Origin of the sequence: Massilia sp. CT11-108 (assembly GCF_047302915.1) — a bacterium.
Taxonomy (GTDB): domain Bacteria; phylum Pseudomonadota; class Gammaproteobacteria; order Burkholderiales; family Burkholderiaceae_D; genus Telluria; species Telluria orientalis.
On record NZ_JBKYMO010000134.1, the window covers coordinates 1 to 12,601 of the forward strand.

The window sequence follows — 12,601 nt, forward strand, 5'->3', positions numbered from 1 at the left end:
GACGAACGCATCGCGCGCGCCCGCCTCCACGTACGCCGCGTAGTTGACCGATTCGAGCGCCGGATAGTGCTCGGCCACGCCCAGCGCCTGGACGTAACGGTGGAATTCCAGCCGCGTGACGGCGCCGCTTGCCTGGAACAGGCCGGCCAGGCCCCGCACGACGTCCGCATACGAATGCACGGCGCCGGCCAGTTGCTGGCGGCCGGTGCGCGCCAGGTGGTCGAAGCGGGCCTGCGTCTCGATGTCGACCGTGTGCGCCGCGCCCAGGTACAGCCCGGCGCCGGCCAGCAGGGCCAATGCGACCCCGCCGGCCCAAAGCGCGGCCGTCTTTCCCGTGTTGCGCGTCGTGATGTCACCCATGGCTTAATTGCCGTACGGAAATTTTTAGATGTTTGCTAGTATGTCCGAATCAGGCCGAAATGGCGAGCTCAACAATAAGGAATGCATATGCGTGAAGCGGATAATGGACATCTCGACCCCTGGTTGTGGCTGGAAGACGTCGATTCCGACCGCGCGCTCGGCTGGGTGGCCGAACGCAACGCGGAGACGGAGCGCGAACTCACCGCCCTTCCCGGCTACGCGGCCTTGCGCACGCGGCTGAAGACGATCCTCGATTCGCGCGACCGCATCCCCTACGCCGGCCACCACGCCGGCCGCTTCTACAACTTCTGGCGCGACGCCGACCACGAACGCGGGATCTGGCGCCGCACGACGCTGGACGAGTACCGCAAGCCGGCGCCCGCCTGGGAAACGGTGCTGGACCTGGACGTCCTCGCCCGCCTTGAAAGCGAGAACTGGGTGTGGGCGGGCGTGACCTTCCTGGAGCCGCACGGCACGCGCTGCCTCGTCTCGCTGTCGCGCGGCGGCGGCGATGCCCACGTCGTGCGCGAATTCGACGTGGCGACGCTGTCCTTCGTCGACGGCGGCTTCACCTTGCCGGAAGCGAAGTCGAGCGTCGGCTGGGTCGACGCGGACACGCTGTTCGTCGCCACCGACTTCGGCCCCGACTCAATGACCGAATCCGGCTACCCGCGCATCGTCAAGGCGTGGAAGCGCGGCACGTCGCTCAGTGAGGCCACGCTCGTCTACGCAGCGCGGGAAGACGATTTGTCCGTCTCCGCCTGGCACGACCCGACCCCGGGCCACGAGCGCCAGTTCGTGCTGCGCCAGATCGATTTCTACAGCAGCGAGCTGTTCATGCGCGATCCCGCGAGCGGCCAGCTTGAGCCCATCGACAAACCGCTGGACGCGAACGCGTTCGCGCTGCGCGACCAGTTCATCGTCGAACTGCGCTCGGACTGGACGCTTGGGGACCGCACGTGGCCGCAGGGCGCCCTGCTCGCCATCGGGTTCGACCGTTTCCTCGCAGGAAGCCGCGATTTCGACGTGCTGTTCGAACCCACGCCGACGACGTCGCTGGACGGCATCGCGGCCACGCCAGGAGCACTTTTCCTCACGATCCTCGACAACGTCAAGAACCGGATCATCGAATGGCAGCACGTGGATGGCCACTGGCAACGCCGCGACGTCGACGCACCCGGCATGGGCGCGCTGCACGTCTCCGCCGTCGACGAGTACGACTCGGACCAGGCGTTTCTCACCGTGACCGACTTCCTCACGCCGAGCAGCCTGTACCTGATCGAGGCCGGCCGCGACGGGCGCGAACTATTGAAGTCGATGCCGGCGTTCTTCGATGCGTCGCCATATGCCGTCAGCCAGTTCACGGCGGAGTCGCCGGACGGCACGCACGTCCCGTATTTCGTCGTGATGCGCAAGGACGCGCCGCTGGACGGCACGCATCCGACCCTGCTGTACGGCTACGGCGGCTTCGAAGTGTCGCTGACGCCGTTCTACAGCGGCACGACGGGCGAGGCATGGCTGGCGCAGGGCGGCGCATATGTCCTCGCGAACATCCGCGGCGGCGGCGAGTTCGGGCCGCGCTGGCACCAGGCGGCGCTGAAGGAAAACCGGCAAAAGGCGTTCGACGATTTCCTCGCGGTCGCCGGGGACGTCATCCGGCGCGGCATCACGACCCCGCCCCACCTGGGCATCATGGGTGGCAGCAATGGCGGATTGCTCGTGGGCGCGGCCCTGACGCAGCGGCCGGACCTGTTCGGCGCCGTCGCCTGCCAGGTGCCGCTGCTGGACATGCGCCGCTATCACGAGCTGCTGGCCGGCGCGTCGTGGATCGGCGAGTACGGCGACCCCGACGATCCCGACGAATGGGACTACATTGCCCGCTACTCGCCGTACCACAACGTCTCGCCGGACAAGCAGTATCCGCGCGTGCTGTTCACGACGTCCACCCGCGACGACCGCGTCCACCCGGGCCACGCGCGCAAGATGGCGGCGCGGATGCGCGACCAGGGGCACGACGTCCTGTACTGGGAAAACACGGAGGGCGGCCATGCCGGCGCGGCGAACAACGAGCAGACGGCGACGATGTGGGCGCTGACCTATGCTTTTCTTTTGAGGAAACTCAAGTAATTGCACTCAGAAAACGCTGGACGTGACCTATTTCGGTGGTAACCATCAGTTAGCAAGCTAACGCAACCGGCACATTCGATAAGAAACTAGCAGGGTTGCTAGGACGCTAAATGAATGTTGCATGGAATACTTGTTTCTCACACATCTTTCCATGGAGGAGCGGCGATGGCTAATGATTTCGTTACCGAAGCAAGCCTGCGGGAACCGTCGGCAGGCAACCTGATGATGAAAACGCCCGCATCCCTGGCGCCCTCCATCAGCGATCTGAAAAAATACCGGATAAGCAAGCGCGAGAGCCAGGAGAAATTCTGGGGCCGATTTGGCGTCACGCAATCCAGCGGCAGCCGCTTCGAAACGGGCCTGGCCATTCCGGCCCCGGTCGCGTTGCTGTTGAAACTCTATGTCAACGGCAAGCTCAACGATGGTGATCTTCTGGGGTAATCAACCCCAGCGAGATGGCCCTCACGACCGCCTGTTGCCGGGTGTTGACGTTGAACTTCTGGCGAATATTGCCCATATGGAAGTTCACCGTCGCCTCGGAACAGCCGGTGATTTTTGAAATTTCCCACGACGATTTGCCCACCATGACCCAGTTGAGCACCTCCAGCTCGCGCGGGGTCAGGCGCGGCGCCGCCTCCTGCACAGGCGGCGGACAGAAACGCACGCCCGACGCGTACGCATAATCCCGCACCAGCGCCAGATCGGGCAGCATGCTCGTGACGTCGCGCAGGAACGCATTATCCGCCGCCGTGTCGACGGCAAAACTCAGCAGGCCAAACTCCCCGTTCGGACCATGGATCGGAAACGTCACGCCGGCGCGGATGCCGTACGTGCACGCTTCTTCATACAGCGCGCGCTGGGCCGGGCTGCGGAAGATTTCCGGCTGCCAGATCAACGGCAAGGTGGTGGCGAGGCAATGGCTGACGACGGGATCGACATAGGCGAACCGCTCGGCGTCATAGCGTTCGCGCCATTTTGTCGGGTAATTGCTCTGTATAAATGCGTTCTCGAGCCGCGCGTGGCGCGAGCCCGACATGCCGAACAAGACCTTCTCGAATCCATAGTGGCGGCCGAGGGCGAACAGCGCTTCGCCCCAACTGGACGCGGTGTCGGTATGTAACAACTCGTCTAAATCGACGGTCTTCATGGATGCCTCGCGCTGTTTGAATGGGGTGTAATGACACCCCGCTATGCTAGTTGAGTTGTAACCAAAAAGCACGAAAAATTGGTCTTTTATTCATTATGGCAGAGCCATGACATTGGATCAGTTGTCGTTCCGATACATGTTGAACAACGCCCTCCATCGAATCGTGCGCCAGTCTTTACGACTTTCGAATATCCTCGCGCGAATTGTCCATTTAAAATTTCAAAAATGCAAGTTTATGGTGGATTCGTAACAATCCTGTCTGTCAGGCCATATGCATGCTTGACTTGACCGGACACGGGTGTATCGTTGCGTTTCCTTAGCATTTAACAATGCGCGTTGTCTGAAGACCATGCGCGCCAGCCCCCTTCCGCTTTCTCTTCGAGGATCTTTAGTCAATGAATAACATGACCGACATGGCTGAACAGCTCGATGTCAAGCTGCTGCTGTCCACGCTGATGGCGCTGAAAAAAGGCGACTTCTCGGTGCGCATGCCGTCCGACTGGACCGGCGTGTCCGGCAAGATCGCCGATACCTTGAACGACATCATCGAGACCAAGGAAAAAATGGTCGAGGCGGTCACCGAAGTGTCGCGCGTCGTGGGCCGCGAAGGTCATCTGACGCAGCGCGCCTCCGTGCCCGGCGTCGTGGGCGGCTGGTCCACCATCATCAGCTCGGTCAATACCCTGATCGACGACCTCGTGCGCCCGACGACGGAAATGGCGCGCGTCATCGGCGCCGTCGCGAAGGGCGATTTGTCGCAGACGATGGCGCTGGAAGTGGACGGCCACCCGCTGAAAGGCCAGTACCTGCGCGCGGCGACGACCGCGAACACGATGGTGGAACAGCTGTCGTCGTTCTCGTCCGAGGTGACGCGCGTGGCGCGCGAGGTCGGTACCGAGGGCAAGCTGGGCGGCCAGGCGTACGTCCCCGGCGTCGCGGGCACGTGGAAGGACTTGACGGACTCCGTGAACTCGATGGCGGGCAACCTGACGTCGCAGGTGCGTAACATCGCGGAGGTGACCACCGCCGTGGCGAACGGCGACTTGTCGAAGAAGATCACGGTGGACGTGCGCGGCGAGATCCTGCAGCTGAAGGACACCATCAACGTGATGGTGGACCAGCTCCGCTCCTTCGCGTCCGAGGTGACCCGCGTGGCGAGGGAGGTCGGTACGGAAGGCAAGCTCGGCGGCCAGGCCTACGTGCCTGGCGTCGCGGGCACGTGGAAGGACTTGACCGACAACGTGAACTTCATGGCGTCCAACCTCACGGGCCAGGTGCGTAACATCGCGGCCGTGACGACCGCGGTGGCGAACGGCGACCTCGGTAAAAAGATTACCGTGGACGTGAAGGGCGAGATCCTCGAGCTGAAGAACACCATCAACGTGATGGTGGACCAGCTGTCCTCGTTCGCATCGGAGGTGACCCGCGTCGCCAGGGAGGTCGGCACGGAAGGCAAGCTCGGCGGCCAGGCAATGGTGAAAGGCGTCGCGGGCACGTGGAAGGACTTGACGGACTCCGTGAACTCGATGGCAGGTAACCTCACGGGCCAGGTGCGTAACATCGCGGACGTGACGACCGCCGTGGCGAACGGCGACCTGTCGAAGAAGATCACGGTGGACGTGAAGGGCGAGATTCTCGAACTGAAGAACACCATCAACGTGATGGTCGACCAGCTGAACTCCTTCGCGTCCGAGGTGACCCGCGTGGCGCGTGAAGTGGGTACGGAAGGCAAGCTCGGCGGCCAGGCGAACGTGCCGGGTGTCGCGGGTACGTGGAAAGACCTGACGGACGGCGTGAACTCGATGGCGGGTAACCTGACGGCGCAGGTGCGTAACATCGCCGACGTGACGACCGCCGTGGCGAACGGCGACCTGTCGAAGAAGATCACGGTGGACGTGAAGGGCGAGATCCTGGAACTGAAGAACACCATCAACGTGATGGTGGACCAGCTGTCCTCGTTCGCATCGGAGGTGACCCGCGTGGCGCGCGAGGTGGGTACCGAGGGCAAGCTGGGCGGCCAGGCGTACGTGCCGGGCGTCGGCGGTACCTGGAAAGACCTGACGGATAACGTGAACTTCATGGCATCGAACCTGACGGGCCAGGTGCGTAACATCGCGGCGGTGACCACCGCCGTGGCGCGCGGCGACCTGTCGAAGAAGATCACGGTGGACGTGAAGGGCGAGATTCTCGAACTGAAGGACACCATCAACGTGATGGTGGACCAGCTGTCGTCATTCGCCTCCGAGGTGACCCGCGTGGCGCGCGAGGTGGGTACCGAGGGCAAGCTGGGTGGCCAGGCCAACGTGTCCGGTGTCGCGGGTACGTGGAAGGACTTGACGGAGAACGTCAACCAGCTGGCGGCCAACCTGACGAACCAGATGCGCGCGATCGGTGAAGTGGCGACGGCGGTGACGCGCGGCGACCTCTCGCGTTCCATCCAGGTGGAAGCGCGCGGCGAGGTGTCCTACCTGAAGGACAACATCAACGAGATGATCCGCAACCTGAAGGAGACGACGCAGAAGAACGCGCAGCAGGACTGGCTGAAGACCAACCTGGCGCGCTTCACCCGACTGCTGCAGGGCCAGCGCGACCTGCAGGCCGTGACGAAGCTGATCCTGTCCGAGCTGGCGCCGCTGGTCTCCGCGCACCACGGCGTGTTCTACATGATGGATTCGCAGGAAGCCGACGCGCGCCTGCGCATGATCGCGTCGTACGGCTACCGTTCGAGCAGAAAACTGCCGACGTCGTTCCTGCCGGGCGAAGGCCTCGTGGGCCAGTGCGCGCTGGAGAAGACCCGCATCTGGCTGACGGACGTCCCGCGTGACTACATCGTCGTGTCGTCCGGCCTCGGTTCCGCGCCGCCGACGAACATCGTCGTGCTGCCGATCCTGTTCGAACAGCAGGTCAAGGCCGTCATCGAGATCGCGTCGCTGGATCGCTTCACGGAAACCCACCTCTCCTTCCTCGACCAGCTGATGGAATCGATCGGCGTCGTGCTGAACACGATCGAGGCGAACAGCCGGACGGAATCGCTGCTGACCCAGTCGCAGTCGCTGGCGCAGGAACTGCAGCAGACGAACCAGGAGCTGGCGGAAAAGGCGCGCCTGCTGTCCGAGCAGAACATCGAGGTGGAACGCAAGAACCGCGAGGTGGAACAGGCGAAGCTGGCGCTGGAAGAAAAGGCCACGCAGCTGGCGCTGTCGTCGAAATATAAATCCGAGTTCCTGGCCAATATGTCGCACGAGCTGCGCACGCCGTTGAACTCGCTGCTGATCCTCGCGCAGCAGCTGTCCGACAACCCGGAAGGCAACCTGTCGTCCAAGCAGGTCGAATTCGCGAAGACGATCCACGGCTCCGGCTCCGACCTGCTGACCCTGATTAATGACATTCTCGACCTGTCGAAGATCGAGTCGGGTACGGTCACGCTGGACGTGTCGGAATACCGCTTCTCGAACCTGCGCAACTACGTGGACCGCACGTTCCGCCACATGGCCGAGGCGAAGCATCTCGGCTTCTCGGTGGAGCTGGCGGACAACCTGCCGACCGCGGTCATGACCGACACGACGCGCCTGCAGCAGGTCCTGAAGAACCTGCTGTCGAACGCGTTCAAGTTCACGAGCCACGGCAACGTGTCGCTGACGATCAGCCTCGTGACGAGCGGCTGGACGGCCGACCACCCGCACCTGCTGCATGCGGACGCCGTGCTGGCGTTCTCCGTGCGCGACACGGGCGTCGGCATCCCGGCCGACAAGCTGCAGCTGATCTTCGAGGCATTCCAGCAGGCCGACGGCTCCACCGCCCGCAAATACGGCGGCACGGGCCTGGGCCTGTCGATCTCGCGCGAACTGGCGCGTCTGCTGGGCGGCGAAATCCGCGTGGAGTCCACCGTGAACATCGGTTCCACGTTCACGCTGTACCTGCCGTACAACCGCGCGGGCTTCATCAACTACGAACAGACCCGCCAGCCGCAACCGGCACGCCTCGCGCCGCCGCAGCCGCAACCGTCGGCCCTGCCGGCACCCACGATGCTGCTGGAAGTGGAGCCGGAACCCGTCACCAGCGTCACCCTGCCCGACCCGTCGAACAGCCTGGTCGAATACGCGGCCATGCTGGACGACCGCGGCCTGATCGTGCCGGGCGACCCGTCCGTGCTGATCGTCGAGGACGACGAGCGTTTCGCCAAGACGCTGCTCGAATTCGCGCGCGAAAAGAACTTCAAGAGCATCGTCACGCACCGCGGCGATTCCGCGCTGTCCCTCGCCCGCGACTACCTGCCGTCCGCGATCCTGCTCGACATCGACCTGCCGGACATCGACGGCTTCACGGTGCTCGACCGCCTGAAACGCGACCCGAGCACACGCCACATCCCCGTGCACGTGATGTCGTCGCTGCGCGAGCGCGAGCGCGCCCTGCGCCAGGGCGCGATCTCGTACATCAACAAGCCCGTGAGCCGCGAGATGCTGCAGGAAGAATTCAAGCGCATCCAGAAATTCCTCATGGGCGGCAAGCGTTCGCTGCTCGTCGTCGAGGACGACATGGCGCAGCGCGAATCGATCGTCGGCCTGATCGGCGATTCCGACGTGCGCATCGTGACGGCGGAAGACGGCAAGGCGGCGCTGGAGGCGCTGGCGCAGCAGCACTTCGATTGCATGGTGCTGGACCTCACGCTGCCCGACATCTCCGGCTTCGACCTGCTCGACCAGATCGGCAAGCAGCAAGCGTTGCGCGACCTGCCGATCGTGATCTACACGGCGCAGGAACTGTCGCGCAAGGAGGTCACGAAGCTGAAGCGCTATGCCAAGACCATCGTCGTCAAGGATGCGCGCTCGCCGGAACGCCTGCTCGACGAGACCGCGCTGTTCCTGCACCGCTCGCAGGCCAGCCTGCCGGAGACGCAGCGCCGCATGCTGGAAGAGATCCACGCGGCGGACGGCGGCCTCGCGGGCCGCAAGGTCCTCATCGTCGACGATGACCTGCGCAACATCTTCGCGCTGTCGTCGCTGCTGGAGCGCCAGCAGATGCAGGTGCTGTTCGCCGAGAACGGCCGCGACGGCATCGAGGTGCTGGAAAAGGACCCGGCCATCGAGATCGTCCTCATGGACATCATGATGCCGGAGATGGACGGCTACGACACGATGCGCGCCATCCGCCGCATCCCGAAGTTCAAGTCGCTGCCGATCATCACGCTGACCGCGAAAGCGATGAAGGGTGACCGCGACAAGTGCATCGCCGCGGGTGCGTCCGACTACATCACCAAGCCGGTCGACGTCGCCCAGCTGCTGTCGATGATGCGCGTCTGGTTGCACTGATGACGTCCGTAGCGAATACCTGGACCGGCCTCGCGGCCGGGCTGGCGGTCGAGGAGCTGGAAACGGAGCTGCTGCTGGAGGCACTGTTCCAGCGCTACGGCCACGAGTTCCGCGGCTACGACCGGGCGTACCTGCGCCGGCGGCTGGGCGACGCGATGCGCGGTCATGGCGCCGCCACCTTGTCCGGCCTGCAGGAAAAGGTATTGCACGCCCCGCTTGCTGCGTCCGCGCTGCTGCGCATGCTGGCGCCGCAGCCCGTCGACCTGTTCGAGAACACGGGCCACACGCAGCGCCTGCGCACCGTGCTGGCGCCGTCGCTGCGCGCGTGGCCCGTGCCGCGCGTATGGCTGGCGGAATGCGCGGGCGTCGGCGAAGCGTGGGGTCTCGCCATCGTGCTGGCGGAAGAAGGCGTGCTGGGCAAGCTGGACATCCACGCGACCCTCGCCAACGAGGAACTCGTGGCCGAGATGCAGGACGCGTGGCTGCCCGTGGCCGAGCTGGACGCCGCGCAGACCCGCTACGCCGCGAGGGGCGGCCATGCCGCGCTGTCGACGTACTTCGAAGTGCGCGACGGCCAGGCGCGCCTGCAGCCGCAGCTGCGCCGGCGCATCACGTGGTCGCAGTACAACCTCGTGACGGATGCGTCGTTCAACGAATTCCAGGCGATCCTGTGCTGCGGCGCGCTGTCCGACTTCGGGCCCGTGCTGCGCCAGCGCGTGCTGCGGCTGTTCCACGACAGCCTCGCGCGCTTCGGCGTGCTGTGCCTGGACCGGCCGCTGGCCGTGTCGGATGCGTATGCGGGGACGTACCAGGCGATCGAGGGGGATCGGCCGTGGTACAAGCGGGTTGGATAGCAGACTGGCGTCATCCCCGCGAAAGCGGGGATCCATGCTGAGGTTCCGAAGTCGCAAAGATATCGAACCCTGAAGCTCAGTATGGGTTCCCGCTTCCGCGGGAACGACGACTCATACGATCCGGGCGCTCGGCCGCTCCGCAATCCTGTCCCGCCACGCCTGCAAATTCGTCAGCCCCTCGTCCGAGGGCCTGAACTTCATCAGCCCGCGCGCAAACTCCAGCGCGCAGAACCCCGTGATGTCGGCGATCGTGAAGCGCTCGCCCGCCAGGAAATCGCGGTCCGACAGCACGCCGTCGAGCCAGCGCGCAGTCTCGCGCACCTTGGCGCCCTGCGCCGCGCCGAAGTCGGGAAACTGCGGCTGTTCCAGCGGCGCGAGGCCCGGATGCGTGTGGCGCACGCAGTTGGCGATGCGCAGGAACAGCTGCAGCTCGCAGCGGCGGTCCATCATCTCGATGAACGCGCGTTCCTCGAAGTCCTCGCCCATCAGGTTCGGGTTCGGATACTTCCCCTCCAGGTAAGTACAGATGGCGCGCGTCTCCGCCAGCGTGCGCCCGTCGGGCAGTTCCAGCACGGGCACCTGCGCCATCGGATTGAGCTGGGCGAACGCCTCGCTGCGGTGCTCGGCCTTGCCCAGGTCGATCTGCACCGTGGCGATGTCGGTGATGCCCTTCTCGGCCATGAACATCAGGACGCGGCGCGGGCTCGGCGCGCGGGTGCTCGTGTACAGTTTCATCCAGCGTCTCCTCATTCGATTGGCGCCGCCGATCATAACGCATCCTGTCCTTTTGCTCATTTGACAGCGTGCGCCGTTTAACCGTAGATTCCCGGCTTGGCCGCGCGCGTCCATCCGACATCACGCGCGGGTCCGACATACATACACGACAGGATTTCCATGCACCGCAAGCTGCTTTCCGCCGCCGTCGCCCCAGCTTTTACCCTTGCTCTGGCGACCGCACCCTTTCACGTCGGCGCCGCGCCTACCCGCGCAAGCGCGACGGCGAACGCCGACACCACCACGCAACTGCCGCGCGGCGTCGTCCCGACGCATTACCAGGTCGCGCTGACGCCGGACGCCGCCAACGCCTCGTTCGGCGCCCGCGCCGTCGTCACGATCAACGTGGCCAAGGCCACCAGCACGATCACGCTGAACGCGGCCGAGCTGAAATTCTCGAAAGTGACGCTGGCACCGGCGGCCGGCGGCGCCGGACGCGAAGCCTCGGTCGCCGTCGACAACGATGCCCAGACCGCCACGTTCACGTTCGCCCAGCCGATCGCACCCGGCATGTACCGCCTGGCGATGGACTACACGGGCGCGATCGGCACGCAGGCCGTCGGCCTGTTCTCGCTGGACTATCCCGGCGCGGACGGCAAGCAGCAGCGCGCGCTGTACACGCAGTTCGAGAACTCGGACGCGCGCCGCATGATCCCATCCTGGGACGAGCCCGCGTACAAAGCCAGCTTCGCGCTGGACGTGGTCGTGCCGGCCGCCCAGATGGCGGTCAGTAACATGCCGGCGACGAAGACGGAGACCCTGCCGGACGGCCGCAAGCGCGTGAGTTTCGCGACCACGCCGAAGATGTCGACCTACCTGCTGTTCTTCGCGCTCGGCGACTTCGAGCGCGCGGCCGCGAAGGTGGACGGCACGGAGATCGGCGTCGTCACCCGCCGCGGCGCGGTGCCGCAGGCGAAGTTCGCGCTCGATGCGTCGCAGGCCATCCTGCGCGAATACAACGATTATTTCGGCGTACGCTACCCGCTGCCGAAGCTGGACAACGTGGCCGGCGCGGGCCGCAGCCAGTTCTTCAGCGCGATGGAAAACTGGGGCGCGATCTTCACGTTCGAATACGCGCTGCTGCTCGACCCCGCGATCGCCACGCAGCACGACCGCGAAGAGATCTTCGCCACCGCCGCGCACGAGATGGCGCACCAGTGGTTCGGCGACCTCGTGACGATGCGCTGGTGGGACGACCTGTGGCTCAACGAAGGCTTCGCATCGTGGATGGAGAGCCGCACGACCGCGCGCCTGCATCCGGAATGGAACACGCACCTGGGCGCCGTCGGCGTGCGCGAAAGCGCGATGCGGCGCGACTCCGTCGCCGGCACGCACCCCGTCGTGCAGCACGTGGAGACGGTCGAACAGGCCAACCAGGCCTTCGACGAGATCACGTACTCCAAAGGCGAATCCGTCATCCGCATGCTGGAAGCGTATGTGGGCACGAACGCGTGGCGCAACGGCGTGCGCGCGTACATGAAGGCGCACGCGTACGGCAACACGGTGTCGGACGACCTGTGGAAGCAGATCGAGAAGGCGGCCGGCAAGCCCGTCACCGCGATCGCCCACGATTTCACGTTGCAGCCGGGCGTCCCGCTGATCAAGGTGGGCGAGCCGGCGTGCCGGAACAATGCGACCACGGTGGCGCTGACGCAGGCCGAATTCACGCGCGACCGCGCCGACAAGGTGCCACTGGCCTGGCGCGTGCCCGTGATCGCGCAGATCGCCGGCAGCACAAGGGGGACCACGAAGCAGGCGAGCACGCTCGTCACGGGCGGCAAAGGCACGATCACGATCCCCGGCTGCGGCGCCGTCATCGTCAACGCGGGCCAGAGCGGCTACTACCGCACGCTGTACTCCTCCGCCGATTTCGCCCAGCTGGCCACGCGCTTCGCCAGCCTGGCGCCGATCGACCAGATCGGCCTGCTGGCCGACAGCAGCGCCCTGGGCCAGGCCGGCCTGCAGCCCGCGTCCGACGTGCTGGACCTCGTGCAGGCGACGCCCGCCGGCGCCGATCCGGCCGTGTGCGG

7 protein-coding genes and 1 pseudogene are annotated in these 12,601 nt (G+C 65.2%); 5 read left to right on the forward strand and 3 right to left on the reverse strand.

The genetic code is table 11. The features are described from left to right. Positions 1–360, reverse strand: a pseudogene (locus ACEN88_RS13095) (hybrid sensor and regulator); the annotation flags it as partial. Between the two features lie 87 nt (positions 361–447). Here ACEN88_RS13095 and ACEN88_RS13100 point away from each other — a divergent pair. Together ACEN88_RS13100 and ACEN88_RS13105 are read left to right on the forward strand one after the other, a co-directional pair. Beyond that, positions 448–2,487 carry a prolyl oligopeptidase family serine peptidase gene (locus tag ACEN88_RS13100; RefSeq protein ID WP_413340170.1) on the forward strand — a complete coding sequence of 680 codons (2,040 nt, stop codon included), beginning with the start codon at positions 448–450 and terminating at the stop codon, positions 2,485–2,487. A 222-nt stretch (positions 2,488–2,709) separates the two neighbouring features. Then, positions 2,710–2,928: a helix-turn-helix domain-containing protein gene (locus ACEN88_RS13105; RefSeq protein ID WP_219845242.1), complete on the forward strand. Its 219-nt coding sequence runs from the start codon at positions 2,710–2,712 to the stop codon at positions 2,926–2,928. Here the strand turns inward: ACEN88_RS13105 and ACEN88_RS13110 are convergent. Next, positions 2,903–3,634, reverse strand: coding sequence for a helix-turn-helix transcriptional regulator (locus ACEN88_RS13110; RefSeq protein ID WP_413340171.1), 732 nt, complete (start codon positions 3,632–3,634; stop codon positions 2,903–2,905). The two genes, ACEN88_RS13105 and ACEN88_RS13110, sit on opposite strands and share 26 nt — an antisense overlap. A gap of 395 nt (positions 3,635–4,029) precedes the next feature. Here ACEN88_RS13110 and ACEN88_RS13115 point away from each other — a divergent pair, with 395 nt between their 5' ends. Together ACEN88_RS13115 and ACEN88_RS13120 are read left to right on the forward strand one after the other, a co-directional pair. Next, positions 4,030–8,943, forward strand: coding sequence for a response regulator (locus ACEN88_RS13115; protein WP_413340173.1), 4,914 nt, complete (start codon positions 4,030–4,032; stop codon positions 8,941–8,943). Next, positions 8,943–9,797: a CheR family methyltransferase gene (locus ACEN88_RS13120; protein ID WP_413340175.1), complete on the forward strand. Its 855-nt coding sequence runs from the start codon at positions 8,943–8,945 to the stop codon at positions 9,795–9,797. Before ACEN88_RS13115 ends, ACEN88_RS13120 begins: the two co-directional genes overlap by 1 nt. Positions 9,798–9,908: 111 nt before the next feature. Here the strand turns inward: ACEN88_RS13120 and ACEN88_RS13125 are convergent, their stop codons facing one another. After that, positions 9,909–10,532, reverse strand: a complete 624-nt coding sequence (locus tag ACEN88_RS13125) for a glutathione S-transferase family protein (RefSeq protein ID WP_413340177.1) — start codon at positions 10,530–10,532, stop codon at positions 9,909–9,911. Between the two features lie 159 nt (positions 10,533–10,691). Between ACEN88_RS13125 and ACEN88_RS13130 the strand changes: the two genes are divergently transcribed. Next, a partial coding sequence (locus ACEN88_RS13130) for a M1 family metallopeptidase (protein WP_413340178.1) occupies positions 10,692–12,601 on the forward strand: 1,910 nt, incomplete at its 3' end.

Excerpts from the sequence above, each read along its gene's own strand:
- ACEN88_RS13125 (WP_413340177.1), bottom strand. The coding sequence starts at position 10,532 with ATGAAACTGTACACGAGCACCCGCGCGCCGAGCCCGCGCCGCGTCCTG.
- ACEN88_RS13100 (WP_413340170.1), top strand. The coding sequence starts at position 448 with ATGCGTGAAGCGGATAATGGACATCTCGACCCCTGGTTGTGGCTGGAA.
- ACEN88_RS13110 (WP_413340171.1), bottom strand. The coding sequence starts at position 3,634 with ATGAAGACCGTCGATTTAGACGAGTTGTTACATACCGACACCGCGTCC.
- ACEN88_RS13120 (WP_413340175.1), top strand. The coding sequence starts at position 8,943 with ATGACGTCCGTAGCGAATACCTGGACCGGCCTCGCGGCCGGGCTGGCG.
- ACEN88_RS13115 (WP_413340173.1), top strand. The coding sequence starts at position 4,030 with ATGAATAACATGACCGACATGGCTGAACAGCTCGATGTCAAGCTGCTG.
- ACEN88_RS13105 (WP_219845242.1), top strand. The coding sequence starts at position 2,710 with ATGATGAAAACGCCCGCATCCCTGGCGCCCTCCATCAGCGATCTGAAA.